Here is a 25,147-nt window from a genome sequence, read left to right on the forward strand (position 1 = left end):
TGGAAAAGCTCATTCCCTGGGTAAGCTGGCCAAAGCTTCGCGATATTCACGGGAAAGACGCTGGACAAGAGTGCGGACAGGTACGGTTGCGTCGACTGCGCCAATGCCCTGTCCGGCCCCCCATATGTCGCGCCAGACCTTAACGGCATCCGGGCCACTGCCGAAGTTCATGTCCTCAGGCCTACCTGCAGGCAGCCGATCCGGATCCATGCCCGCCGTTCGGATAGATCTGGCAAGATAATTTCCAGGGATCCCGGTGAAATAGCTGGAATGCACGATGTCGTCCGAACTACCATCGACCACGGCTTGTTTGTACGCCGCATTGGCATTCGCCTCATCGGTGGCGATGAATGCGGAACCGATATAGGAAAAGTCTGCGCCCATGGCTTGCGCAGCCAGCACTGCACGCCCCGTAGCAATGGAACCCGACAGAGCCAGCGGCCCATCGAACCAGCGCCGAATTTCTTGAATCAGAGCAAAAGGACTGCGGGTTCCCGCGTGTCCCCCTGCCCCAGTGGCCACGGCGATCAGACCATCAGCCCCCTTTTCCACCGCCTTGCGAGCAAAACCATTATCGACAACGTCATGCAGCGTGATGCCTCCATATGCATGCACCGCCTGATTTATCTCCGGCCGGGCACCCAACGACGTAATGACAATGCGCACTCGGTACTTTTCAATAACAAGCATGTCGTGTTCGAGACGATCGTTGCTGCGATGAACAATTTGATTGATCGCAAAGGGCGCCGCCGGACTATGCGGATGAGCGGCATCGTGCGCGGCGATTCCTTCCGTGATTTCGCCAAGCCAATCATCCAGCAAGCTCGCTGGCCTGGCATTCAACGCCGGCATGGCCCCCACGATGCCGGCGCAGCACTGCGCGATCACAAGCTTCGGCGTGCTGACGATAAAGAGCGGCGACGCAATCACCGGCAGGGCCAGCCCGCCCAGAATATCGGAATGCTTGGTCATGCTTATCTCGTTGAGTTTCGCCTGAAGATGCGCGCCCGGCGGACGCGCGGTCCGACCTTTATTCGGGCTTGATACCTGCTTCCTGAGTCAGCTTGCCGTAGTGAGCGCTTTCCTCGGCGATGTACTTGCCAAAAGCCTGGGGCGCCATGGGCGGCAAAAGTTCATAGCCCGTACTGTCGATTTGCTTGCGGACTTCCGGCTGCTCCAAAGCGCCTGTAATTTCACGATTGAGCTTTTCGATGATTTCAGGTGGCGTCCCTTTTGGCGCAAACAGTCCATTCCAGTTCCCTATCTCGAATCCGGGCAAAGCCTCCTTCATTGCGGGCACTCCAGGGAGCTTGTCCGAGCGGGTCGGCGTAATGGCCAAGGGCTTGAGCCTACCCGAGGTCATGTAGGCCAGACCGGTGGAAAAATCGATGAACATCATCTGCGTTTGGCCGCCCAACAGTTCAGATACGGCCTGTCCATAAGCCTTGTAGGGAATTTCCGAAATATCGGTATGTGTCATCACGCGGAAGGTGCTCCCGGTGATTCGCGTGGTGCTATTAGCGTAGGGAAAAGAGAGCTTTCCCGGGTTGGCTTTGGCGTAGGCGATCAGATCTGCCACGGAGTTCACCGGCACGGAGGGATTGACCACGAGCGCGTGCGGCACCCCGCCTACGATGGCGACCGGCGCGAAGTCCTTCAGGCCGTCGTAGGAGATGCTCTTGAAAAAGTACTTGTTTGCCACCTGCGTCGTATTGGTGCCGAACAACAGCGTATAGCCGTCTGGTTGGGAACGGGCGACGTATTCGCTGCCGATCATGCCCGTGGCGCCTGGCCGATTCTGCACGATCAGGGGTTGACCAAGCCTCTTGGACAGCGAGTCGGACAACACGCGGGCCACCGCATCGGTCGGACTTCCCGCAGCGAAGGGAACGACAACCGTTATAGGCTTCTCGGGAAAGGAGGAGGTGGAAGGCGCAGCAACGCATTGAGCGCCCAGCGCGAACGCAAGCAAACCCGAAAACAAGGAAAATTTCATTGGTGTCTCCTAAAGTGAACTCTGGGCCGTCTGCGCGTCCCTCGAGTGAAAAATTTATGCGGGGCTAGGGGCGGGTCTTGACCATGCGCAGCGGGTTGTAGGTAAGCACGACTTCACCGCGCTGATTGACCACCTGATTGGAAGTGCGCACCAGGCCCCGCTCGGGCTTGCTCGTGGCCCTGGCTTCGACGACTTCGCATTCGACATGGATCGTGTCCCCGGCATTGGTGGGCCGATGAACCTTGATGTCGGCCTCCATGAAAGCCATGCCCGTGCGCTGCATCGTGCTTTGCATCAACAATCCTTCGGCCATGCAAAATACGAGTGACCCCGGAGCCGGCCGCGATCCAATGATGGATTGCGAGGCGACATAGTCGAGATTGGTGAACATTTCCTCCACCATGCCCACCGTCCCGATGAAGAGCGTGATATCTGCCTCCGTGATCGTCCTGCCCAGGGTACGAAAGCGATAACCAGGCTCTACGTCGTCCCAGTAAAAGCCCAGGCCCAACAGCTCCAGCCCGTTCTCGTCCACATTGATCGATCTACGCATACTGTCTTCTCCTGGTTATTCAATTGTTTTGATACTGCGGTCAGAGCACGCCGGCGGCACGCAGTTCGGCCAATCGCTCCGGCGCGATGCCCAGCGAATGCAGGACCTCTTCGTTGTGCTGGCCCAGCGAAGGTGGAGCGCCGGCCGGGTTCAACGGCGTTTCAGAAAATCGAATGGGATTGCGCACGGTCGGCACCGCGCCATAAAGCGGATGCTGCACCTCGGCGCGCATCCCGCGCGCGACCACGTGCTCGTCGGCGAACACCTGGTCCATTCCGTTAATGGGGCCGCCCGGGACCTGCGCCCGTTCCAACAGTGCCGTCCAGTCGGCCAGGCTGCGTGAACGGGTGACGGAGACTAGCCAGGCATCCATCTCGGTTCGGTTATGCACGCGATCGGCAATCGTGGCGTAACGGGGATCGACGCCAACCTCGGGTTGGCCGACCGCCTGGCACAGGCGGCGGAACTGGGTGTCGTTGCCGACCGCCAGCACCAGATGCCCGTCGGCGGCGGGATAAACGGCATAAGGGGCGATGTTGGGGTGGCCGCTGCCCATGCGCTGGGGCACGCGGCCGCTGACCAGATAGTTCATGGACTGGTTCACCAGGGAACCCACCATGCAGTCCAGCAGGCTGATGTCGATGTGCTGGCCGCCATGACCGCGATCACGATGCTGCAAGGCGGCAAGAATGGCTGTGGTCGCGTACATGCCGGCCAGCAGATCGGCCACTGCAACGCCCGCCCGTTGCGGACCACCGCCGGGCAGATCATCGCGTTCGCCGGTCACGCTCATCAGGCCGCCCATTCCCTGAATCAGGTAGTCGTAGCCCGCGCGGTCCTTGTAGGGCCCGGTCTGCCCGAACCCCGTCACGGAACAATAGACAAGCTGCGGGTTGAGCTCGCGCAGCGAGGCATAGTCCAGGCCGTAACGCTTCAATGCGCCGACCTTGTAGTTCTCGACGAAGACATCGGCCTTACGCGCCAATTCGCGCAGTATGTCCTGGCCCTGGGGGTTCGAGAAATCGATGGCCAGGGACTTCTTGCCGCGGTTGCAGCTCATGAAATAGGCGGCGTCGCCATCCTCTCCGGTCTGTTTGTCCTTGAGAAAAGGCGGCCCCATCTGCCGCGTGTCGTCACCGACGCCCGGCTTCTCAACCTTGATGACTTCGGCTCCTAGATCGGCCAAGTTCTGGGTGGCCCAGGGGCCGGCCAGGATGCGGGAAAGATCCAGCACACGGATATGGCTTAACGGTTTCTGCATGGTTGTCTCGGTACTAGCGGCGGCTGCCGGTCTGAAACTGCGGTTCGTCGACTTGCCTCACGCCATCGCCCGACGTAGTGACGGCCGGGACGATGTCGGCAATGAGTTCGCCCTCGCGCACGCTGTCGCCGGGTCCATGGCGCAGATGCGAGACGATGCCCTCGACGTCTGCAACGATCGAGTACTCCATCTTCATGGCCTCGATGACGGCCAGGAGGTCCCCCGGACGCACGCTGTCTCCCGGCTGAACCGCCACGGCCGCGATGACGCCGGACATTGGCGCCGTCGCCCCGCCCCCTTCCTTAGCAGAGGCATCGCCCTCCTGCGGGACCGGACGCACTGCGTAGTGATCACCCGCCACCTGCAGATGCCAGCCTTCGGCCGCGAGGCAGGCGTCCCAGCGCCATCCGTCCACCTCGCCTCCGAGGCGAGACGCATCGCGCGACACACTCCAGCTTTGCTGACCGTCGCCCACGCGAACCTCACGCCCCTCCACGCCGTGAAGCGCCGCCCATGCCGGCTCGACGTCCAGCAGGAAACGCATACGCCCCAAAGGCGCTGCAGCATCCAGGAACTTCCGGTCCATCGCGCCGCAGGGGGTGCCAGCCTGCCAAGGGGTGGCGGGGTCCGCCGTCAGCGGCAATGGCAACGTACCGGAGACCGCGGCGGCGGCGGGGCGACTGTTCGGCATCTGCAGCGATTTGTGCTCATCCAGGTAGCGGGTGTGTACCTGTCCTCTTAATACACCTGGATCGTCCAGCAGCCTCAACAGGTAGCCAAGGTTGCTGGTCACCCCCAGCAACGCAGTCTGGCGCAGGCCCGCCTTCAATGCGGCAAGCGCGGCCGGACGGTCTGCGGCGCTCGCAATGATCTTGGCCACCATCGGGTCGTAGAAAGGAGGAACCTCACCCGATTGGTCAAGCGCAGCGTCGACACGCAAGTTCGAAGGCCAGCGCGCGCGCACCACCGTACCGGGCGAAGGACGAAAATCCTGAGCCGGGTCTTCCGCATATATTCTGGCTTCGATGGCGTGACCGCGGCAGGAGATTTCGGGCTGGGACAAAGGCAGCTCCTGCCCCGACGCCACTCGCAATTGCCATTCCACGAGATCCAGGCCGGTGATCGCCTCGGTGACCGGATGCTCGACCTGCAGGCGCGTATTCACCTCCAGGAAGTAGCAGTTGAAATCCCGGTCCATGATGAACTCGAAGGTTCCGGCATTGCGATAGTCCAAGCTGCGCGCCCCCTGCACCGCCGCCTCAAGCAGGTGTTGCCGGGCACGCTCGGGCAGGCGCGGCGCTGGCGCCTCCTCCATGACCTTCTGGTGGCGGCGCTGCAGCGAGCATTCGCGCTCGAACAGATGCACCACATTTCCGCGGCCGTCGCCGAACACCTGCACCTCGATGTGGCGAGGCTCCTCGATGTACCGCTCCACGATCATCCGACCGTCGCCGAAGCTGTTTCGGGCCAGGCGGATGGCCGACTCGATCAGTCTAGGCAGGTCCTCGTAGCGGGTAATGATCTGCATGCCTTTGCCGCCGCCCCCGGCAGAGGGTTTGAGCAGGACCGGCAGATCGATGGCGCGCGCCAGCGCCTCTATGGTGGCAAGATTGTCGCTGGCCTCGTCAGTGCCAGGCACCACCGGCACTCCGGCCGCACGCATCAGCGCCTTCGCCCGCGCCTTGTCGCCCAGCGCCGCGATCGTGGCAGGCGACGGACCAATGAACGCCATGCCCGTCGCCTCTACGCTTGCCGCGAACTCGCTGTTCTCGGAGAGAAAGCCGTAGCCCGGATGCACCGCTTCGCAGCTGGTTTTGCCCGCGGCCTGGAGCAGCTTTCCAGCATTCAGATAACTCTCCGCCGCCGCTCCCGCGCCCAGACACACGGTCCGGGCGGCGCCGCTCAGATGTGCAGATCCTGCATCAGCAAGGGAATGCACCGCAACGTATTCGATGCCCAGCCGCTGGCAAGTGCGCGCGATGCGACGGGCGATTTCACCCCGGTTAGCAATGAGGATTCTCTTGAACATGGATTACATCCTGAACACGCCAAAGCGCGTGGGTTCTTTCGGTCCGGCGGCTGCCAGCGCAAGGCCCAGCGTCAGCCAGTCCCGGGTATCGGCGGGCTCGATCACGCTATCCACCCACAAGCGCGATGCAGCGTTCAGGGCTGTGCTTTCGGTGCCATAGGTATCACGAATCGGCGCCTTGTAGGCCTCGGCCTCATCGGCGCTGAACTCCTTGCCCTGGCGGGCTAGTTGCTCGGCTCGCACCAGCGCCAGGACGGTGGCGGCTTGTTCCCCGCCCATCACGGAGGTCCTGGCATTGGGCCACATGGCCATAAACCGCGGCCCGAAGGCGCGCCCGCACATGGCGTATGCGCCCGCGCCGTAGCTGCCGCCGATGATGACGCTGAATTTGGGCACGCGGGCGGTGGATACCGCGTTGACCATCTTGGCACCATCCTTTGCGATGCCGCCCTGCTCGTACTGGACGCCCACCATGAAGCCGCTAATGTTGTGCAAGAAGACCAGAGGGATGTTCTCCTGGCAGCAAAGCTCGATGAAGTTGGCGGCTTTCTGGGCGCTCTGGCCGAAGAGCACGCCGTCATTGGCGAGTACGCCCACGGGGTAACCGCCGATAGCGCCTGTGCCGCAGATAAGGCTAGAGCCATAGCGCTCGCGGTACTGCACCAGCTCACTGCCATCCAGCAAGCGCGCCAGTACGTCCCTCATAGGCATCGCCTGCTTGGGGTTGGCGGGAATGAACCCGGGCAGCTCCGCCGCGTCGTAACGGGGCGGCCGCTCCCGGCGGGGCGGCGGAGCCAGATCTGGGGCCTCGCAACGCCCCAGGATGCCGTGCACCAGTTCGAGCGCGTGCAGCTCATCGTTCGCGAAATGGTCGGCCACGCCAGACAGGCGTGTGTGCGTATCCGCGCCCCCCAGTTCTTGGGCGTCGACCACTTCGCCGGTGGCAGCCTGCACCAGTTGAGGCCCGCCCAGGTAGATCATCCCCGCCTTGTCGACGATCACGGTTTCATCGCACATTGCGGGGATATAGGCGCCGCCCGCGGTGCAAGCGCCCAGCACCGCCGCCACCTGTTTCAGGCCAAGCGCCGACATCTCGGCAATATTGCGGAAAATCTTGCCGAAATGCTGCTCGTCCGGAAATATGTCGCCCTGCAAAGGCAGATAGGCGCCACCCGAATCCACCAAATAGACGCAAGGCAGTCCGTTCTCGCGGGCAATAGCCTGGGCGCGCAGTTGCTTCTTGATGGTCAGCGGGTAGTAGGTCCCGCCTTTGGCCGTTGCATCGTTGGCCATGATCATGCAGGCGCGTCCTGCCACGACTCCGACGCCGGTAATGATGCCGGCCCCTGGCGACTGGCCATCGTATGCGCCGTCGGCCGCCAACTGGCCGACCTCCAAAAAAGGCGTGCCGGGATCCAGCAGCATATTGACGCGCTCGCGCGGCAGCAACTTGCCGCGCGCCAGATGCGCCTGGCGCGCGCGCTCGCCGCCGCCGGCCACCGCGCGCGTTCTTGCAGCAAGCAGCGGCGCGCGTAATTCGTCATAAGCAGCCGCATTCGCGGCGAAGTCCGGGCTGCCCGGCCCGGGGCGGGAAGAGAGAATAGCCATCAGTGGAATGCCGTCAGAAGATTGGATTGCGAAGGTTCAGCTCGGATCACGCACCGGCAGGCGCAACAGCGCATGCCCCAGCGACTTTCCTGTCTGGTCCAGGCGCAGGGTGCGCGTCGCCCCGCCCCCCAGCGCATGGCGCATGATCACCATCATGGCGCCAATGTTGTCCATGGGATGGCATTCCACCTCGCCCTGGACCCAATCCCCGTACAGACCTTTGACGTCGGCCGGCGTAACGCTGGCCAGCAGCTGCGCATACTCTTGCGGTCCGCGAGCGACCAGTCCCACGCTGCACACGTCCCCCTTGTCACCGGACCGGACATAGGCAATGTCTTTCACTTGAAGTGTCATCAGATCTCTCCTCACGCCGTCAAAATTCTGGTCTTCTGTTCGACGGCTTCCCTCGGGATCAATGTCGGCCACAGAGAGATGACGGGACGCGGTTTCATCGGCGTGCCAAAAGATGTCCCACCGGGCCCCATGATCCAAAGATTCGTGCCTGCGCGGCGCACCTTGTCCGCCTCTTCGGCCGAGCGCGTACGGACGGCGCAACGCAGTCCGACTTCGGGCAGATCGTTGGCCTGTTCTCGTCCCGGGAAGACGGCCGCAGGACCATGTAGAGTATTGAGGCCAACGAAATCGAAGTGGATCTGGTCAGCCGCCAGACCCATACATTCGAAACGCTCGAGCATGGTCTCGCGCGCCTTGACGGCGCGATCGTAGGCATGGGGCCAGGGAAAGAACGCCATGGTCTCGCCAATCCAACCATCCTGGTAACCCACCACGAGCTTCCATAGGTCTGGCGCAGGCTGGCCACGCACCCCGCTTACACGCACCCGATCCTGCCCCTCGTCGGCCAGTCTTAAAGATGTGAAATCGGCCACGGCATCAGGCATGAGATACCGCCGCGGATCGCCCACTTCGTAGACGAGATGTTCCTTGACCGTCCATTGATCGACACGCCCGCCAGTGCCGGGCAGCTTGGTGACGATGGCCTCAGCATCCGGGCCGACCTCCAGAATGGGGAATCCGGCACGTCCCATGTACGGCATTTCGGCGAATCGCGAGGACATGCCTCCCGAGCAGCCCGCCGCACATTCGACGATATGACCCAGGGTCACGGCCGCAGCGTAACGGTCTACATGTGCAGCGTCACGTCGCCAGCCAAATTCGTGAGCCAGCGGCCCGACGTAAAGCGCGTTGTCCGACACGCGCCCTGCGATGACCACGTCGGCCTCGCCCTCTAGTCCTGCGGTGATGCCTGAGCTGTCGGTGTAGACGTTGGCGCAAACGACGCGGTCCCGGATAGCAGCGAAGTTCTCGTCGCCGGTATCCATATTGCGCAGCGGAACCCCCTCCCGCATCAGGTCGTCGAGCTTGTCCAGCATGTCGTCGCCCTCGACCAAGGCAATGCGAGCGCCCGCGAGCCCGGCTACGCGCGCACCCTCGGCGATGCGTTGCGCAGCGGCGTGCGGATTCACACCGCCCCCATTGGAAATCAACTTGGTGCCGAGGTCTCTGGCCTTAGGCAGCAAACTGATCATGGTCTGCACTGCGTCCGGTACGTAGCCGGCATCCGGACGCTTTAACTTCTGCCGTTGCAGCAGCGCCATCGTCAGCTCAGCTAGGTAGTCGAAGCAAAGATAGTCGAGATTTCCGCGCTCTAACAGTGCTTGAGCTGGATCTTGAGCATCACCCCAGAATCCGGAACCTGCCCCGAGCCTTACTCGTTTGGCCATTTTCGGCCTCCTTCTTTTGTCTCTCTAATTTCATTTTGATCTGTTAAATTCCATTTTAAATTCAGATTTGAGGAGGCGTCAAGACACAATCTGCGAAGGTCAAGGTTTAGGGCGCGTCAGGCCTGCAGTCGTCCAGTTCGACAGGCCGTGAGCACAGCGCAGGATGTTTTGGGGAGACGCCTAAAGAGGCAGCATGCACCGGCTGCCGCCATGAGCCGCTAGCGAAATATTGGATTCACGTATGCGCCCGCCGCATGCACGGAAGAGTGCTTCGCGCACACCGTTTTACGCTTTCAAGCAGTCAGGGACGCTCGACATTGTTGTCGCTTCATCATGCAGCCAATCGCACCGCGCCCGTGCGCGGCGAACCTCTCTCAACGGCGCAGGGCAGGCCATCCAACAGGAGGAGCGGCTTGACGCTTCGGTATCAAAAAAGCGTATCAGTTGGCCATTGAGAATGGCCTGCAGGGCCAAGGGTCAGCGAACCGGCTCGACACCCTGCCCATCGATGGAACTCGTAGTTGCTGCAAGGCATCTTGTACAGCACGCCGCGCAGTGTGGCCGGACGCGGCAAGGAATCGCGCGCCGAAGGTTCAGGCGTCACACCGACAGAGTTCGAGCGGGAGCTGGCAGTTGTCAATTGCGCCCACCCCAACGGCTATGTGTACATGAAGGAGTTGGTAGCGGGTGGCGGTAGTGACGCACCGCTCGAGTGAAATCCAGCAAAACACCGTTCTCTCAGGCCCATAAATTCAATGCTTCGGACGTGGATTCTGTTCCATGGCGACGGTGATACTGCCCGGCAAGGCAAACTTTGGGGCAGCTCGCTCGAGCGCCTGAACCACGTTGGCACCGGCTAGACGAAACCCGCCCTCCGATACGGGGCTCTCACGGCCCCAATGATCCACGACGGCTAGCCGCCGAAACGCTTCGCCGCGTGAGTCTTCCTGGTGGCGCCATGTGGCCTCTGGAAGGCACCCAACGCAAACCCACTCAGCGTCTGCTGTATGCCCCACATGCCCCACAAAGAAAAAGGGTTAGCCGCAAAAACGGCTAACCCTTTTGAATTTGGTCGGGGCGGTGGGATTCGAACTCACGACCCTCTGCTCCCAAAGCAGATGCGCTACCAGGCTGCGCTACGCCCCGAAGGTTGAAGACTATACCAGAAGCCGGCGCCCCGCCGCGGGCGGGAGGGTGGGTTTGAGCCCGGGGCGCGTAAAAAAAACACCGCGTGCGGTGGTTTTAGGGGCAGATCGCCGGGTTTAGCCGAAGCGGCCGGTGATGTAGTCCTCGGTTTCTTTGCGGCTGGGTTTGACGAAGATTTGGTCGGTGGCGCCGAATTCCATCAGTTCGCCCAGATACATATAGGCCGTGTAGTCGGAGCAGCGGGCGGCCTGCTGCATGTTGTGCGTGACGATGACGACGGTGTACTCGTGCTTGAGTTCGGCGATCAGTTCTTCGATCTTGGCGGTGGAGATGGGGTCCAGGGCCGAACACGGTTCGTCCAGCAGCAGGACTTCGGGTTTGATGGCCACGCCGCGCGCGATGCACAGGCGCTGTTGCTGGCCGCCGGAGAGGCTGTTGCCGCTTTGATGCAGTTTGTCTTTGACTTCGTTCCAGAGCGCGGCCTTGGACAGGGCCCATTCGACACGTTCGTCCATTTCGCCTTTGGAGAGGCGCTCGAACAGACGCACGCCGAAGGCGATGTTGTCGTAGATGCTCATGGGGAAAGGCGTGGGCTTCTGGAAGACCATGCCGACTTTGGCGCGGATGAGCGAGATGTCCGTCTTGGAGGTGAGCAGGTTCTCGCCGTCCAGGATGATTTCGCCTTCGGCGCGCTGGCCGGGATAGAGTTCGAACATGCGATTGAAGGTCCGCAGCAGCGTGGATTTGCCGCAGCCCGAGGGGCCGATGAAGGCGGTGACCTTATTTTCGCGGATCGACATGTTGACGTTGCGGATCGCGTGGAATTTGCCGTAGTAGAAGTTGAGGTTCTTGACCTCGATCTTGGACTTCGCGGCTTGTGTGGGGTTTTCCATGTTTTTTCCTTGTGCCGATGCGCTGATTTACGACTTGCGGAACAGATTGCGGGCGAGGATGTTGATCCCCAGCACCAGCAGGGTTATCAGCGTCGCGCCGGCCCAGGCGAGGTTGTTCCAGTCCCGGAAGGGGCTGGCTGCGTATTGGTAGATGACCACGGGCAGGTTGGCCATGGGGGCGTTCATGTTCCAGGACATGAACTGGTTGGACAGAGCGGTAAAGAGCAGCGGCGCGGTTTCGCCCGAGATGCGGGCCACGGCCAGCAGCACGCCGGTGATGATGCCGGTGCGCGCCGCGCGATAGCAGACCATGGTGATCATGCGCCATTTGGGGCAGCCCAGGGCCGCGGTGGCTTCGCGCAGGCTGTTGGGCACGAGCAGCAGCATGTTGTCGGTGGTGCGCACGACGACGGGGATGACCAGGATGGACAGGGCCAGCGCGCCTGCCCAGCCGGAGTAGTGGCCGACCTGGGCCACGTAAACGGCGTAGATGAACAGGCCGATGATGATGGACGGCGCCGACAGCAGCACGTCGTTCAGAAAACGCGTGGCGGGCGCCAGCCAGCCACGCTGGCCGTACTCGGCGAGATAGGTGCCGGCCAGAATCCCCACGGGCGTGCCGATCAGGGTGCCCGTGCCGGCCATGAGCAGGCTGCCGACGATGGCGTTGATCAGCCCGCCACCCTGCCCCGGCGGCGGCGTGATTTCCGTGAACAGGGTGTACGACAGGGCCGGCGCGCCCTTGGCGAGCAGGGTGAAGATGATCCAGAACAGCCAGAACAGGCCGAACAGCAGCGCGCCCAGGGACACGGTGAGCATGCAGCGGTTGACCACGCGACGGCGCCGGTAGACGCCGTTATTCATGTTGAGCAGGGATTGAGCCATGGATGTTTTCGCGATCAGGTCTTGGTGCCTTCAGCGGCCGACAGGCGAACCAGCAGCATCTTGGCCAGTGCCAGCACGATGGTGGTGATGAGGAACAGGATCAGGCCCAGCTCCAGCAAGGCGGATTTCTGGATGCCGCCGGCTTCGTTGAATTCGTTGGCCAGGGCCGAGGCGATGGAGTTGCCCGGCGAGAACAGCGATCCCGACCAGCGGAAGGCGTTGCCGATGACGAAGGTCACGGCCATGGTTTCGCCCAAGGCGCGTCCCAGGCCGAGCATGATGCCGCCGATGACGCCCGATTTGGTGAAGGGCAGCACCACTTTCCACATGACTTCCCAGGTCGTGCTGCCCAGGCCGTAGGCCGACTCTTTGAGCATGGCGGGCACGAGTTCGAACACATCGCGCATGACCGCGGCGATGAAGGGGATGATCATGATGGACAGGATCAGGCCCGCGGTGAAGATGCCGATGCCAAACGGCGGGCCGGCGAACAGCCCGCCGATCAGGGGCACGTTGCCCAATGTGGCGATCAGCAGCGGCTGCACGTATTGCTGGAAGACCGGCACGAATACAAACAGGCCCCACATGCCGTAAATGATGGACGGAATCGCCGCCAGCATTTCGATGGCGGTGCCCAGCGGGCGGCGCAACCAGGTGGGGGAGAGTTCGGTCAGGAAAATGGCGATGCCGAAAGAGACCGGGATGGCGATGGCCAGGGCAATGAAGGAGGTCAGCAGCGTGCCGATGATGGGCACGACGGCGCCATAGTTCTGCTGCACCGGGTCCCAGTCGTTGAGCCACAGAAAGGACAGGCCGTACTTGGCCAGCGATTCGCGGCTGCCGTAAATCAGGGACACCATGATCGCCGCCAGCAGAATGAACACCAGAAAGGCGAACAGGCGGGTCAGGTTCCTGAAAAGCGCATCCATCAGCGCGTTGTTGTTTTGCTTCATAGGCGAAGGCGTGCCGGAGGTGGGTTCCGCCTTGCCGGTCGGCAGCGGCACACTATTATCCATTACCGCGCTCATGGAGAGGCTTTCCTTTAGACGCCGGGGCGGGGGCGGAAATCAAGAAGCGAGGCCGGGCGCGGCCGCTCAGGCGGCGCCCGCCGCCAGGGCAGGCACCGCGCCCGGTGACTTGCTGGATCAGTAGACAGCCTTGCCGTCAGCACCCTTGACGTTCTTCCAGGCACCACGGATTTCGTTGGTGACGGCGTCAGGCAGGGGGACGTAGTCCAGCGCGGCGGCCGATTGGGCGCCATTCTTGAAGGCCCAGTCGAAGAACTCGAGCACGGCCTTGCCCTGGGCAGGCTTGTCCTGGGTCTTGTGGACCAGGATGAAGGTGGCTGCCGTCACGGGCCACGAATCGGCGCCCGGTTCGTCGGTCAGCACCACGCCCATGCCCGGCGCGCTCTTCCAGTCGGCGTTGGCCGCGGCAGCAGCGAAGGCCTTCTGCTCGGGTTGGACGAACTTGCCATCCTTGTTCTGCAGTTGCGTCCAGGCCAGCTTGTTCTGCTTGGCGTAGGCGTACTCGACGTAGCCGATGGAGTTCTTCAGCTGGCCGACGTAGGCGGCGACGCCTTCGTTGCCCTTGCCGCCCTGGCCGGTGGGCCACTTCACGGCCTTGCCTTCACCCACGCTGCTCTTCCAGTCGGGGGAGACCTTGGACAGGTAGTTGGTCCAGCCGAAGGTGGTGCCCGAGCCGTCCGAACGGTGCACGACGACGATGTCGGCCGAGGGCAGCTTGACGTCGGGGTTCAGCGCCTTGATGGCGGCATCATCCCACTTCTTGACCTTGCCCAGGTAGATGTCGGCCAGCAGTTTGCCCGACAGCTTGAGTTGGCCCGGGGCCACGCCGTCGATGTTCACCACGGCGACCGTGCCGCCGATGACGGCGGGGAATTGCAGCAGACCGTTCTGCTCCAGATCTTCGGCCTTCAGGGGATCATCCGAGGCGCCGAAATCGACGGTCTTGGCCTTGATCTGTTGCTGACCGCCACCGGAACCGATGGATTGGTAGTTGACGCTGTTGCCGGTGGCTGCCTTGTAGTCGGAAGCCCACTTGGCGTAGATCGGGTACGGGAACGAAGCGCCGGCGCCGGTGATATCGGCAGCGTGCACGGCGAAGACGGCGGCGCTCAGGGCCACGCCGAGGGAAACTTGCTTGAAGACACGTTTGAACATTGCTGGTTCCTTCTGTGCTCTTAGGGAAAGACCTGCGGGCTGGTTGCCCGTTCTTGACTGACAGGGCGAATCTTAAGCACTCAAAATGACAAGATAGTGACAGTCATATTCTTCGCTTCACATGCCGCCCAACGGGGGTCGCTCCCTCAATGCGCGTCTGCGGGCGCCACATGCGACAGGGGCGCTTGCGCGCCCCTGCGGTTCAGTCTGCCAGACCCGGTCTAGCCGAGTTTTTCCATGAGGTATTTGTGCACATTGAAGGGCTGCCGCCGGCTCTGCACGCGCACATAGTCGCCGTTGGGCCGCTGCTGCCAGGACAGCTCGTTATCGCGCAGGGCATAGGTGAACGCCTCGGCGATGACGCGCTTTTTCAAGGTTTTGTCATAGATGGGGAACGCCACCTCGACCCGGCGGAAGAAATTCCGGTCCATCCAATCGGCGGAAGACAGATAGGTCGTCTCCTGGCCATCGGCGTAAAAATAGAAGACGCGCGAATGCTCCAGGAAACGCCCCACCACCGAACGCACGCGGATGTTCTGCGACAGGCCGGGCACGCCGGCGCGCAATGCGCATACGCCACGCACGATGAGGTCGATTTTGACCCCGGCCTGGCTGGCCTTGTAGAGTTCTTCGATCACCTGCTCTTCGAGCAGGGAGTTCATCTTGGCCATGATGCGGGCGCGGCGGCCCGCCTTGGCGGCGCGGGCCTCGGCGCGGATCAGGCTCACCATGCCATCGTGCATGGTGAATGGCGATTGCAGCAAGGCCTTGAGTTCGCGCCGCGCGCCCAGGCCGGTCAATTGGCCAAAGACTTTGTCCATGTCCTCGCACAAGCGGGGGTCGGCGGTCAACAGCCCGAAGTCGGTATAGAGCCGGGCCGTGCGCGGATGATAATTACCCGTGCCCAGATGCGCATAGCGGCGCAGCCGGCCTTTTTCGCGGCGCAGCACCAGCGCCATCTTGGCGTGGGTTTTGTGGGCCACCACGCCGTAGACGACGTGCGCCCCCACCTCTTCCAGCCTTGCTGCCCAATTGATGTTGGTCTGCTCGTCGAAGCGGGCCATCAACTCCACCACCACCGTGACTTCCTTGCCCGCGCGCGCGGCCGCCAGCAGGATCTGCATCAGCTCGGAATCTTCACCCGTGCGATAGATGGTCTGCTTGATCGCCATGACGTCCGGATCCAGCGCGGCGGCGGTCAGAAAGTCGATCACCGGCTGGAAGGACTGATACGGATGGTGCAACAGGCGATCGCGCTCGGCGACCGCGGCAAAAAGATCGGCCGGCTTGTCGCCCACCTGATCAAAGGGTGCGGGCACGGGCGCCAGATAGGCCGGAAACAGCAGTTCCGGGCGGGTGGCCACGTTGCACAGCTGCATCAGGCGCGACAGGTTCACCGGGCCATTGACGCGGTAGGTATCGGCGGCCGTAAGCGAGAACTCCCGCTGCAGAAAAGCCTCCAGATCCGGCGGCGTGAGCTTGTCGATTTCCAGGCGCACGGCCGCGCCGAAGTTGCGCTGCGACAGTTCGCCTTGCAAGGCGTGGCGCAAATTGGTGACTTCTTCTTCATCCACGAAGAGGTCGCTGTTGCGCGTCACGCGCCATTGATAACACCCCAACATCTGTAGGCCGGGGAAAAGCTCGCCCACGAACGCGCGCAGCAAAGAGGTCAGCAGGATGTAGCCTTCCGGCTGGCCGGAGAGCTCGGGCGGCATTTTGATCAGGCGCGGCAAGGCGCGCGGGGCCTGCACCACGGCGATCGAGGCCTGCCGGCCGAAGGCGTCGGCGCCCGAGAGCGCGACGATGAAATTCAGGCTTTTGTTGTAGACCCGCGGAAAAGGATGCGCCGGATCCAAGCCGATGGGGGTGAGCAGCGGCATGACGTCGCGCATGAAGACTTCGTACGCCCAGGCCTGCTGCGCCTCATTCCACTCCGAGGCGTGATGCAGGGTGATGCCTTCGCGATGCAGGCGCGGCAGGATCTGGTCGTTGAGCAGGTCATACTGCCGCGCCACCAGGCGATGCACGGCCTCCTGCACTTCGTCAAAAGCCTGATCCGGCGTGCGTCCATCCGGCCCCAGCACGGCGGGGCTGTGACGCTGCTGCTCTTTGAGACTGGAAATGCGGATCTCGAAGAACTCGTCCAGGTTGGAGCTGACGATGCACACGTAGCGCAGGCGCTCCAGCAGGGGCGTATCGGGCCTTTCGGCCATCGCCAGCACGCGTTCGTTGAACTTGAGCAGCGAGAGCTCGCGATTGAGCAGCAAGGGTTCGTCAACCGAACGGATGGACATACCGGGTTCCATACAAATAAACAGCCTCAGGTTTTACTGCAAAATCGTGACGGTTCCATGACAGGGTCTGCCTCATAGCGTACGCCAAATTCGGGACGCATAACAGCGGCTTTGCGCAAAGGAAAATGGCGGTCGGGCCGGCATTGTCATATGGGGTCTCTATAATTGGGCCGATTACCGTCATACCTGCGAGCACATGGATCATCTTCTGGCCGCCGTGGACCTGGGGTCCAATAGTTTCCGTCTTTCCATAGGCCGCGTTGTCCAGCAGGATGGCGTGGCACAGATTTACCAGATCGACCGCCTGAAAGAGACGGTGCGCCTGGCCGCCGGTCTGGGCCAGGACAAGATCCTCGGGCCCGAGGCCATCGACCGGGCCGTCAGTGTGCTGGAACGCTTTGGCGAACGCCTGCGCAGCTTTCATCCCAACCGGGTGCGGGCCGTGGCTACCAACACCTTCCGGGTGGCGCGCAACACGCCGGATTTTCTGCCGCGCGCCGAAGCCGCCCTGGGTTTCCCCATCGAAGTCATCGCCGGGCGGGAAGAGGCCCGGCTGATTTTCACCGGCGTGGCGCACAGCCTGCCGCCCTCCCCCAATAAACGGCTGGTCATCGATATCGGCGGCGGCTCCACGGAAGTGATCATCGGCAAGGGGCTGGACCCCAATCTGATGTCCTCGCTCTACATGGGCTGTGTGAGCTACAGCCGCCAGTTCTTCCCCGATGGCCGGGTCGACGCCAGCGGCATGAAGCAGGCCGAAATCGCCGCGCGCCGTGAAATCGAAGTCATCGCCAAGCAATACCGGCGGATGGGCTGGAAAGAGGTCTATGGTTCCTCGGGCACCGCCAAAGCGCTGTTTGCCATCCTGACCGAATGCGGTTTTGCCAAGGCCATTACGGCCGCCGGCATGGCCAAACTCAAGGACCGCATCATCCGTTCGGGCAAGGTCGTGCCCTCCGAACTGCCCGGCATCAAGCTGGAGCGCGCCGACGTGCTGCCCGGCGGCCTGGCCATCATGAGCGCCCTGTTCGACGAACTGGGCATCGAGACCATGCTCACGGGCGACGGCGCCCTGCGCCTGGGGGTGCTTTACGACCTCATCGGCCGCGACGATCAGCACGACAAGCGCGATGAGTCCGTGCGCCAGTTCATGCGGCGGTATCACATCGATATCAATCAGGCGCGCCGGGTCCGCCAGACTGCGCTGACACTGTTCGACGAGTTGATGCCGGACGGCGCGGAGCGGGCCGAGTTGCGCAATGCCATCGGCTGGACGGCCGACTTGCACGAAGTGGGCCTGTCCATCGCGCACAACGCGTATCACAAGCACAGTGCCTACGTGCTGGACAATGCCGATATGCCGGGTTTCTCACGGGCCGATCAGCAGCTCATGGCCTTGCTGGCGCTGGCCAGCCAGGGCAAGCTCACCAAGGCCGAGACCCTGGTGCGCAGCCGCGGACAATGGATCGCGATTCTCTGCCTGCGCATGGCGGTATTGCTGCTGCGCCGGCGCGAAGACACGCCCCTGCCCTTCAAGCTGAAGCTCCAGGGAACGCGTATCGAAGTGGAAATCGCCCGCGAATGGCTCGACAGCCATCCGCTGACGGACTTCACCTTGCGCAGCGAAATCTCAGAATGGCGTAAGGTCGGTTTCGCGTTCGAGCTGCTTGAGCGCTAGCCTGATTGGCCGGGTAGCGCGCCGCACGAAACGGATTTTCCAGCGGCGCAGTACCCGGCGCATGATCAGCGCGTCCCCGTGGGGCGCAGATCGGCCGGGGGCTCGATCAGCCCGAAATGGCGTTTGTAGCGCTCGTCCATCATCTCCATGTCCATGAAGACCGGGAAATCGGCGGCGTTGAAATCCGGATCCCAGGCCGGCTCGCCACAGACCCGGGCGCCCAGCTTCAGATACCCTTTGATGAGCGGCGGCACGCGCGCCGGCAGGGTGCTGTCCAGGCGTTCGACCGGATAGCGGTGCAGCGGCGCCACGCGCGGCTCACCCTCGCCGGGTAGGCTTTTGCAAATAGTGCGCCAGACCTCGGCGGCCGTCACGCCATCGTCGCGCAGGCTGACGCTGGCGCAGCCCAGCGCGTAACGATACCCGCCACGCCGCAGGTATTCGGCCAACCCCGACCAGAGCAGCATGATGACCGCGCCGCCGCGATACTCCGCGTCGGTGCAGGAACGCCCCAGCTCGACCACTTCGTTGCGCAGCGGGCCCAGGCCGCTCAGGTCGAACTCCGACTCAGAGTAGTAGCCGCCGGCTTCGCGGGCTTTTTCGGGGGTGAGGATGCGGTAGGTGCCGACCACCCGCCCGGTGTCGAGCTCGGTCACCATGAGGTGCTCGCACCAGGGATCGAATCTGTCCTGCTCGATGCCATCCTGGGCATCGGGAAACACGGCACCCATGTCATGCGTGAAGACTTGGTAGCGCAGACGTTGAATCTGCTCGACTTCCTCGGGGGTACGAGCCAGGCCCACGGCCAGCGTGCGCTGACCGCTGCCGGCCCAGGTACCGCTGCCGTCAGTCGTTTTGTCCAAGCGGGCTAGTTCAAGCATTGCGCGGGGCTCCTAAATTTGCTGCCAGTGTGGACGCGCGTCATGTCAGTTTTCTGACGAAAATGTTACTTGACTATGAAGTTTACGCCGCCTGCGTAAACGGCGCAGGAAACGGCTTATTCTCATATAGTTACAACAACGGCCCGCTCGGAGGCGGGCCGTTTTGTCCGTGCTTTTCGGGGAAATCAGCCCAGGCTGTCGGCCAGCTTCTGAGCGCTGGTTTGCGCCAGTGCCTCATCTTCTGCTTCGACCATCAGACGCAGCTTCGGTTCAGTGCCCGAGGCCCGGATCAACACCCGCCCGCGTCCGGCCAGCTCGGCCTCGACCGCCTGGCGCGCCGCCGCCAGGCCGGCATGGGTTTTCCAGTCCATCCCCGGCTTGAGGGGGACGTTGATCATGACCTGGGGATACATGCGCAAGTCAGAGATCCAGTCCGCCAGCGAAGTCTGATTGGCCTGCAAGGCGCCCAGCACCTGCAACGCCGCGATCGTGCCGTCGCCGGTGGTATGGCAATCCAGGCAGAGCAGATGGCCGGAGCTCTCGCCGCCGTACTGCCAGCCGCGAGCCACCAGTTGCTCGAGCACATAACGGTCACCCACGTTGGCGCGCTCAAAGGCCACGCCCAGGCGGCCCATGGCCAGCTCGAACCCGTAGTTGGTCATGAGGGTGCCGACCACGCCTTCGACCTTGCGCCGCTGCATGCGGTCGCGCACGATGGCGTAAAGCAACTCATCGCCGTTGTAGATCCGGCCGCTGGCATCAACCATTTGCAGGCGGTCGGCGTCGCCATCGAGCGCAATGCCGTAGTGCGCCCCGCGCGCCTTGACCTCGGCGGCCAGCGATTCAGGGTGCAGGGCCCCGACGCCCTTGTTGATGTTGAAGCCGTCCGGCGAGACGCCGATGGCATGGACTTCGGCGCCGACTTCGCGGAACACATGCGGGGCGATGTTGTAGGCCGCGCCGTTGGCCGCGTCGATCACCAGCTTCATGCCGTGCAGATCCAGGGAGGACGGCACGGTGCTCTTGCAGAATTCGATGTAGCGGCCTTGCGAGTCCGACATGCGGCGAGCGCGCCCCAACTCTTCGGATTTGACGCAGCCCAGCTCCTCGTCCAGGGCGGCCTCGATCTCTGCCTCGACCTCGTCGGGCAGCTTGGTGCCCTCGGCCGAGAAGAACTTGATGCCGTTATCCTGGTAAGGATTGTGCGAGGCGCTGATGACGATGCCAGCCACCAGGCGCAGGGTGCGGGTCAGATAGGCCACGCCCGGCGTGGGAATGGGCCCGGCCAGCAGGACATCGATGCCCGCGGCCGACAGCCCGGCTTCCAGCGCGGACTCGAGCATATAGCCCGAGATACGGGTGTCCTTGCCGATCAGCACTTGCGGGCGGCCCCCGACCCGGCTGGCCTTATTGCGGCGCACCAGCACCCGGCCGGCGGCATAGCCGAGCCGCAACGCGAATGCCGCGTTGATCACCGGGCCGCCGACTTCACCACGCACCCCGTCGGTGCCGAAATACTTGCGTTGACTCATGAGAGGATGGCTCCTTGTTCGGCCGCCTGCCAGACCTTGAGCGCGTCGATGGTGGCGGCCACATCATGCACGCGCACGATGGAGGCACCACGCGCCACACAAGCCAGGGCGGCGGCAATGCTACCGGGAAGACGCTCGCCGACCGGGCGGCCGGTGACCGCCCCGATCATGGATTTGCGAGACAGGCCGATCAGCAGCGGATAGCTCGAGACGCGCAGGCTGGCCAACCTGCGCAGCAATTGGTAGTTCTGATCCATGGTCTTGCCGAAACCGAAGCCGGGGTCGAGCACGATGCGGCGCGGATCGACCCAAGCCGCGCGCAGGCGTTGCGCGCGCGCGCCCAGGAACACGCCGATCTCGCCCATGAGGTCGGTGTATTCGGGGGCGTCCTGCATCGTGCCCGGCTCGCCCTTCATGTGCATGACGCACAGGCCGCAGCGCGACTGCGCCACCGCCTCGATGGCGCCCGGCTGCCGAAAACCATAGATGTCATTGATCATGTCGGCGCCGGCATCGAGCACGGCGCGCATGACTTCAGGCTTGAAGGTATCGATGGACAGCGGCACACCGCTGTCGCGCAAGGCTTCGATCACGGGCAGCAGACGGCGCAGCTCTTCCTGGGCCGACACGGCCGGCGCGCCCGGCCGGGTGGACTCGCCGCCCAGATCCAGGATGTGCGCGCCCTCGGCGATCAACTGCCGCGCATGGGCCACCGCGCGATCGGGGTCATCGTGCTGGCCGCCATCCGAAAAAGAATCGGGGGTGACATTGACGATGCCCATAACAAGCGGGCGCTCGAGATCCAGCTCAAAGCGCCCGCACAAAAAAGAATTTGCCATGTAAAGACGTAAGGGGAACGACCGCGGCTTACACCGCTGCGGCCGTATTGCCCCCGGCAGCCACACCGCTGGCAGGCGTGTCCGGCGTATCCGACGGACCCTGGGGGGTCTTGGGCGGACGCGGCGGACGGCCTTCGATGATGTCGTTGATCTGGTCGGCGTCGATGGTTTCCCAATCGAGCAGCGCGCGCGTCATGACTTCGACCTTGTCGCGGTTGTCTTCCAGAATCTTGCGAGCGACACCATATTGCTCGTCGATGATGCGGCGGATCTCGTTGTCGACCTTTTGCATGGTCGCTTCCGAGACGTGGGTCGTCTTGGTGACGCTGCGGCCCAGGAAAACCTCGCCTTCATTGTCGGCATAGACCATGGGGCCCAGTTCGTCGGTCATACCGTAACGGGTGACGATGTCGCGGGCGATGGCCGTGGCGCGCTCGAAGTCGTTCGATGCGCCGGTGGTCATCTGGTCCATGAAGAGTTCTTCGGCGATACGGCCGCCGAACAACACGGCGATCGTATTCAGCAGACGGCCCTTGTCCATGCTGTAGCGATCGGTTTCCGGCAATTGCATGGTCACGCCCAGCGCGCGGCCGCGCGGGATGATGGTGACCTTGTGCACCGGATCGGTCTTGGGCAGCATGCGCGCGACGATGGCGTGGCCGGACTCATGATAGGCCGTGTTGCGACGCTCTTCCTCGGGCATGACGATGGAGCGGCGCTCGGCGCCCATGATGATCTTGTCCTTGGCCTTTTCGAAGTCGGACATGTCGACCGTACGGCCATTACGGCGGGCGGCGAACAAGGCGGCTTCGTTCACGAGGTTGGCCAGATCCGCGCCCGAGAAACCCGGGGTGCCGCGGGCCAGGATGGTGGCATCCACGTTGGGCGACAGGGGCACCTTGCGCATATGGACTTTCAGGATCTGCTCGCGGCCGCGGATATCGGGCAGCGGCACCACGACCTGGCGGTCAAAGCGGCCCGGACGCAGCAGCGCCGGATCCAGCACGTCGGGACGGTTGGTCGCGGCGATGACGATCACGCCCTGGCCCGACTCGAAGCCGTCCATCTCGACCAGCATCTGGTTCAGGGTTTGTTCGCGCTCGTCGTTGCCGCCACCCAGGCCGGCGCCGCGCTGACGGCCCACGGCGTCGATTTCATCGATGAAGATGATGCAAGGCGCGTGCTTCTTGGCGTTTTCGAACATGTCGCGCACACGGGCCGCGCCCACGCCGACGAACATTTCAACGAAGTCAGAACCGGAAATGCTGAAGAAAGGCACCTTGGCTTCGCCGGCGATGGCCTTGGCCAGCAAGGTCTTGCCGGTACCGGGCGAACCCACCATCAGCACGCCGCGCGGGATACGCCCGCCCAGCTTCTGGAACTTGCTCGGGTCACGCAGGAAATCGACCAGTTCCTGGACGTCTTCCTTGGCTTCGTCGCAACCGGCGACATCCGCGAAGGTGACCTGGTTGGTGTTTTCATCGAGCATGCGGGCACGCGACTTGCCGAAGCTGAAAGCGCCCCCGCGTCCGCCGCCCTGCATCTGCCTCATGAAGAACACCCACACCCCGATCAGCAACAACATCGGGAACCAGGATACGAAAATGCTCATCAGCAGCGACGGCTCTTCGCGCGCCTTGCCGGAAACCTGTACGCCGTATTTCAGCAGATCCGACACCATCCAGAGGTCGCCCGGCGAGGTCAGCGTGTACGAACGCCCCGTGTCCGGCGTGACGTAGAGCACATCGCCCTGAACGTCGACCTTGCGGATGCGGCCGGCTTTGGCGTCATCCATGAACTGGGTGTAGGTAACGCCGTCCTGGCTCTGTGCACGTCCGTCGAACTGCTTGAATACCGTGAACAGCACCAGTGCGATCACCATCCAGACCGCAACTTTAGAAAACGAATTGTTCAAGGTCGATCTCCTGCTCTCGATTCCGACCGGCAGACCCGGCGCTCCCGCGCGCAACAACGCCCGGCCTGCAATGTAAAGTCAATAGCCCATTCTACCCTGACAAGGCAGATTGCGCCGGTTGGCGCCCCGTGGCCTGTTCCGCCCGGGCCGTTCAGGGGTGTTACCCCCTTGTTTTATTCGGCTGTACTGTTTTTCGAGTCCCTCACAACGGGGTCCTTGAGATCACGCGCCACCAGGAAAGTTTCAGAGGATTTATCGCGCGAAGCCTTGGGCTTGCGCTCGACCACCCGTTTGAAACGCTGTTTGAAGGATTGGACGATCTGCGAAAACCCGCTGCCGTGAAACGCCTTGACGATCAGGGCGCCGTTGGGCTTGAGATGCGCGCAGGAAAACTCCAGTGCCAGATCACAGACGTGCTGAATCCGGGCGGAATCGGCCACTCCTACCCCCGACAAGTTGGGGGCCATATCAGAGATTACAAGATCCACCGCGTGATTGCCCACGCGTTGCTCCAGTTCGGCCAATACTTCGTCGTCGCGGAAGTCCCCTTGAAAGAACTCCACCCCCGCGATGGGCTCCATGGGCAGCAGATCCAGGGCGATGATGCGGCCCTCGACCACGCCGCCGGCGCCGGCCAGCCGCTCTCGCAGCACCTGCGACCAGCTGCCGGGCGCCGAACCCAGATCGACGACGACATCGCCCTTTTTGAGCAATTTTTCGGTTTCCAGGATCTCGATCAGCTTGAAGGCGGCACGCGCCCGATACCCTTTCTGTTGCGCCAGCTTCACATAAGGGTCATTGATGTGCTGATGAATCCAATCTTTGGAGAATTTCTTTTTGGCCATTACCGTACAATTCCAAGCATGCCTATATTAGAACTCACCTCACGCGAGCGTAGCGATCTTCGCTCCGCCGCCCACCCCTTAAAGCCTGTCGTCCTCATCGGCGACGCGGGCCTGACCGACGCCGTCCTCAAGGAAATCGACCGCGCCCTCAACTCGCACGAGCTCATCAAGGTGCGGGCCGGCGGCGATGACCGCGAAACGCGCGAGGCCATGCTCGCCAGCATCTGCGAGACGCTCTCCTGCGCTCCGGTGCACCATCTGGGCAAGCTGTTCATTCTGTTCCGCCCCTCGGCCGATACGCCCGCCCAGGCGGCCGAAGCCACCGGCAAGCGCCGCGCCAGCGAGCCCCACACGCCCAAGAAGCTGGCCGCCGAAGGCAAAACCCTGGCCAAGAACCGTGCACGCAAGCCCGCCGAGGGAGAAACCCCCAAGACGGCAGCGCCGCGCGCCACCCCCTTGAACGAAAAGGGCCGGCCGATGCGTCCGTCCACGCGCAAGCCCCAGGAAGCCGCCGGCCACGGCATCCCGCGCCGCGCCGGCAGCGCGCTGTCGCTGCGCGCCGGTGCGCGCACCGGTGGCAGCGCCCGCGGCGGTCTGCAGCGCGCCCGCGTGATCAAGAGCAAGTAACACGTTTTACCGCAAGCCTTCGGGCTTGCCGCCTTACAAGGAGCCGCCAGGCTCCTTTTTTCTTCCGGGCCCGGCGCGGCGATCAGGCCGCATCCGGCGAGCCGGGAACCGCTGTGCCGAGCATGATGGCACGGCACGTGAATACTGGATAAAACCGCGCCCCCCTGAACTCGGGACGGTGAACCGGCAGCCCTGAGGGCCATATCGATAACCGGTGCAGTCCGCGAAGGGGGGCGGTTT

Annotated in this window: 21 protein-coding genes and 1 tRNA gene; 3 read left to right on the forward strand and 19 right to left on the reverse strand. The window is 63.0% G+C overall.

The features are described from left to right. Positions 1-9: 9 nt before the first annotated feature. The 8 genes from CAL22_RS13920 to CAL22_RS13955 form a co-directional block, all read right to left on the reverse strand. Positions 10-972: an NAD(P)H-dependent flavin oxidoreductase gene (locus CAL22_RS13920; protein WP_094814235.1), complete on the reverse strand. Its 963-nt coding sequence runs from the start codon at positions 970-972 to the stop codon at positions 10-12. Between the two features lie 58 nt (positions 973-1,030). Beyond that, positions 1,031-1,996 carry a Bug family tripartite tricarboxylate transporter substrate binding protein gene (locus CAL22_RS13925; RefSeq protein WP_094814237.1) on the reverse strand — a complete coding sequence of 322 codons (966 nt, stop codon included), beginning with the start codon at positions 1,994-1,996 and terminating at the stop codon, positions 1,031-1,033. A 64-nt stretch (positions 1,997-2,060) separates the two neighbouring features. After that, positions 2,061-2,549 carry an FAS1-like dehydratase domain-containing protein gene (locus CAL22_RS13930; RefSeq protein ID WP_094814239.1) on the reverse strand — a complete coding sequence of 163 codons (489 nt, stop codon included), beginning with the start codon at positions 2,547-2,549 and terminating at the stop codon, positions 2,061-2,063. A gap of 40 nt (positions 2,550-2,589) precedes the next feature. After that, on the reverse strand, positions 2,590-3,810 hold the full coding sequence (locus CAL22_RS13935; RefSeq protein WP_094814241.1) for a CaiB/BaiF CoA transferase family protein: 1,221 nt from the start codon (positions 3,808-3,810) through the stop codon (positions 2,590-2,592). Between the two features lie 13 nt (positions 3,811-3,823). Further along, positions 3,824-5,839: an acetyl/propionyl/methylcrotonyl-CoA carboxylase subunit alpha gene (locus tag CAL22_RS13940; RefSeq protein WP_094814243.1), complete on the reverse strand. Its 2,016-nt coding sequence runs from the start codon at positions 5,837-5,839 to the stop codon at positions 3,824-3,826. A gap of 3 nt (positions 5,840-5,842) precedes the next feature. Beyond that, positions 5,843-7,447 (reverse strand): carboxyl transferase domain-containing protein, encoded by a 1,605-nt coding sequence (locus tag CAL22_RS13945; RefSeq protein ID WP_094814245.1) that lies wholly within the window; start codon positions 7,445-7,447, stop codon positions 5,843-5,845. 36 nt (positions 7,448-7,483) lie between these two features. After that, positions 7,484-7,801 (reverse strand): AtuA-related protein, encoded by a 318-nt coding sequence (locus tag CAL22_RS13950; RefSeq protein WP_026383817.1) that lies wholly within the window; start codon positions 7,799-7,801, stop codon positions 7,484-7,486. A gap of 11 nt (positions 7,802-7,812) precedes the next feature. Then, a complete protein-coding gene (locus CAL22_RS13955; RefSeq protein ID WP_094814247.1) occupies positions 7,813-9,189 on the reverse strand; it encodes an acyclic terpene utilization AtuA family protein in 1,377 nt (458 codons plus the stop codon). A gap of 521 nt (positions 9,190-9,710) precedes the next feature. On the opposite strand from CAL22_RS13955, the gene CAL22_RS21015 reads away from it, so the two are divergent. Beyond that, complete coding sequence (locus CAL22_RS21015) at positions 9,711-9,905, forward strand: hypothetical protein (RefSeq protein ID WP_143276975.1); 195 nt, start codon at positions 9,711-9,713, stop codon at positions 9,903-9,905. Positions 9,906-10,258: 353 nt separating this feature from the next. Here the strand turns inward: CAL22_RS21015 and CAL22_RS13960 are convergent. The 6 genes from CAL22_RS13960 to ppk1 all read right to left on the reverse strand — a co-directional run bounded on the left by CAL22_RS13960 (position 10,259) and on the right by ppk1 (position 16,590). Continuing rightward, a tRNA-Pro gene (locus tag CAL22_RS13960) sits at positions 10,259-10,335 on the reverse strand. Positions 10,336-10,451: 116 nt separating this feature from the next. After that, positions 10,452-11,228: a phosphate ABC transporter ATP-binding protein PstB gene (gene pstB, locus CAL22_RS13965; RefSeq protein WP_094814249.1), complete on the reverse strand. Its 777-nt coding sequence runs from the start codon at positions 11,226-11,228 to the stop codon at positions 10,452-10,454. Positions 11,229-11,255: 27 nt separating this feature from the next. Next, the gene (pstA, locus tag CAL22_RS13970; RefSeq protein WP_094814251.1) at positions 11,256-12,113 is read right to left on the reverse strand and encodes a phosphate ABC transporter permease PstA; all 858 of its coding nucleotides are present in this window, start codon (positions 12,111-12,113) and stop codon (positions 11,256-11,258) included. Between the two features lie 14 nt (positions 12,114-12,127). Further along, positions 12,128-13,141, reverse strand: a complete 1,014-nt coding sequence (gene pstC / locus CAL22_RS13975; RefSeq protein WP_094814253.1) for a phosphate ABC transporter permease subunit PstC — start codon at positions 13,139-13,141, stop codon at positions 12,128-12,130. A gap of 117 nt (positions 13,142-13,258) precedes the next feature. Continuing rightward, the gene (gene pstS / locus CAL22_RS13980) at positions 13,259-14,296 is read right to left on the reverse strand and encodes a phosphate ABC transporter substrate-binding protein PstS (RefSeq protein ID WP_094814255.1); all 1,038 of its coding nucleotides are present in this window, start codon (positions 14,294-14,296) and stop codon (positions 13,259-13,261) included. A gap of 221 nt (positions 14,297-14,517) precedes the next feature. After that, positions 14,518-16,590, reverse strand: coding sequence for a polyphosphate kinase 1 (ppk1, locus tag CAL22_RS13985; RefSeq protein ID WP_094814257.1), 2,073 nt, complete (start codon positions 16,588-16,590; stop codon positions 14,518-14,520). A 196-nt stretch (positions 16,591-16,786) separates the two neighbouring features. Here ppk1 and ppx point away from each other — a divergent pair, with 196 nt between their 5' ends. Continuing rightward, positions 16,787-18,268 (forward strand): exopolyphosphatase, encoded by a 1,482-nt coding sequence (gene ppx / locus CAL22_RS13990; protein ID WP_094814259.1) that lies wholly within the window; start codon positions 16,787-16,789, stop codon positions 18,266-18,268. Between the two features lie 65 nt (positions 18,269-18,333). Here ppx and CAL22_RS13995 read toward each other — a convergent pair whose 3' ends face one another. The 5 genes from CAL22_RS13995 to CAL22_RS14015 form a co-directional block, all read right to left on the reverse strand. Next, a complete protein-coding gene (locus tag CAL22_RS13995) occupies positions 18,334-19,149 on the reverse strand; it encodes a GNAT family N-acetyltransferase (protein ID WP_094814261.1) in 816 nt (271 codons plus the stop codon). Between the two features lie 185 nt (positions 19,150-19,334). After that, the gene (glmM, locus tag CAL22_RS14000; protein ID WP_094814263.1) at positions 19,335-20,681 is read right to left on the reverse strand and encodes a phosphoglucosamine mutase; all 1,347 of its coding nucleotides are present in this window, start codon (positions 20,679-20,681) and stop codon (positions 19,335-19,337) included. Further along, entirely contained in the window at positions 20,678-21,520 is an 843-nt protein-coding gene (folP, locus tag CAL22_RS14005) for a dihydropteroate synthase (protein WP_094814265.1), read from the reverse strand. The genes glmM and folP overlap by 4 nt, the downstream gene beginning before the upstream one ends. 28 nt (positions 21,521-21,548) lie before the next feature. Further along, positions 21,549-23,435: an ATP-dependent zinc metalloprotease FtsH gene (gene ftsH / locus CAL22_RS14010; protein ID WP_094814267.1), complete on the reverse strand. Its 1,887-nt coding sequence runs from the start codon at positions 23,433-23,435 to the stop codon at positions 21,549-21,551. A 173-nt stretch (positions 23,436-23,608) separates the two neighbouring features. Beyond that, positions 23,609-24,280, reverse strand: coding sequence for an RlmE family RNA methyltransferase (locus CAL22_RS14015; protein ID WP_094814269.1), 672 nt, complete (start codon positions 24,278-24,280; stop codon positions 23,609-23,611). An 18-nt stretch (positions 24,281-24,298) separates the two neighbouring features. On the opposite strand from CAL22_RS14015, the gene CAL22_RS14020 reads away from it, so the two are divergent. Continuing rightward, positions 24,299-24,907 carry a YhbY family RNA-binding protein gene (locus CAL22_RS14020; RefSeq protein WP_094814271.1) on the forward strand — a complete coding sequence of 203 codons (609 nt, stop codon included), beginning with the start codon at positions 24,299-24,301 and terminating at the stop codon, positions 24,905-24,907. The last annotated feature ends 240 nt before the right edge of the window (positions 24,908-25,147 follow it).

It is taken from the genome of Bordetella genomosp. 12 (assembly GCF_002261355.1).
In the GTDB taxonomy this organism is placed as follows: domain Bacteria; phylum Pseudomonadota; class Gammaproteobacteria; order Burkholderiales; family Burkholderiaceae_B; genus Bordetella.

Excerpts from the sequence above, each read along its gene's own strand:
- CAL22_RS13920 (WP_094814235.1), bottom strand. The coding sequence starts at position 972 with ATGACCAAGCATTCCGATATTCTGGGCGGGCTGGCCCTGCCGGTGATT.
- CAL22_RS13925 (WP_094814237.1), bottom strand. The coding sequence starts at position 1,996 with ATGAAATTTTCCTTGTTTTCGGGTTTGCTTGCGTTCGCGCTGGGCGCT.
- CAL22_RS13930 (WP_094814239.1), bottom strand. The coding sequence starts at position 2,549 with ATGCGTAGATCGATCAATGTGGACGAGAACGGGCTGGAGCTGTTGGGC.
- CAL22_RS13935 (WP_094814241.1), bottom strand. The coding sequence starts at position 3,810 with ATGCAGAAACCGTTAAGCCATATCCGTGTGCTGGATCTTTCCCGCATC.
- CAL22_RS13940 (WP_094814243.1), bottom strand. The coding sequence starts at position 5,839 with ATGTTCAAGAGAATCCTCATTGCTAACCGGGGTGAAATCGCCCGTCGC.
- CAL22_RS13945 (WP_094814245.1), bottom strand. The coding sequence starts at position 7,447 with ATGGCTATTCTCTCTTCCCGCCCCGGGCCGGGCAGCCCGGACTTCGCC.
- CAL22_RS13950 (WP_026383817.1), bottom strand. The coding sequence starts at position 7,801 with ATGACACTTCAAGTGAAAGACATTGCCTATGTCCGGTCCGGTGACAAG.
- CAL22_RS13955 (WP_094814247.1), bottom strand. The coding sequence starts at position 9,189 with ATGGCCAAACGAGTAAGGCTCGGGGCAGGTTCCGGATTCTGGGGTGAT.
- pstB (WP_094814249.1), bottom strand. The coding sequence starts at position 11,228 with ATGGAAAACCCCACACAAGCCGCGAAGTCCAAGATCGAGGTCAAGAAC.
- pstA (WP_094814251.1), bottom strand. The coding sequence starts at position 12,113 with ATGGCTCAATCCCTGCTCAACATGAATAACGGCGTCTACCGGCGCCGT.
- pstC (WP_094814253.1), bottom strand. The coding sequence starts at position 13,141 with ATGAGCGCGGTAATGGATAATAGTGTGCCGCTGCCGACCGGCAAGGCG.
- pstS (WP_094814255.1), bottom strand. The coding sequence starts at position 14,296 with ATGTTCAAACGTGTCTTCAAGCAAGTTTCCCTCGGCGTGGCCCTGAGC.
- ppk1 (WP_094814257.1), bottom strand. The coding sequence starts at position 16,590 with ATGTCCATCCGTTCGGTTGACGAACCCTTGCTGCTCAATCGCGAGCTC.
- ppx (WP_094814259.1), top strand. The coding sequence starts at position 16,787 with ATGGATCATCTTCTGGCCGCCGTGGACCTGGGGTCCAATAGTTTCCGT.
- CAL22_RS13995 (WP_094814261.1), bottom strand. The coding sequence starts at position 19,149 with ATGCTTGAACTAGCCCGCTTGGACAAAACGACTGACGGCAGCGGTACC.
- glmM (WP_094814263.1), bottom strand. The coding sequence starts at position 20,681 with ATGAGTCAACGCAAGTATTTCGGCACCGACGGGGTGCGTGGTGAAGTC.
- folP (WP_094814265.1), bottom strand. The coding sequence starts at position 21,520 with ATGGCAAATTCTTTTTTGTGCGGGCGCTTTGAGCTGGATCTCGAGCGC.
- CAL22_RS14015 (WP_094814269.1), bottom strand. The coding sequence starts at position 24,280 with ATGGCCAAAAAGAAATTCTCCAAAGATTGGATTCATCAGCACATCAAT.
- CAL22_RS14020 (WP_094814271.1), top strand. The coding sequence starts at position 24,299 with ATGCCTATATTAGAACTCACCTCACGCGAGCGTAGCGATCTTCGCTCC.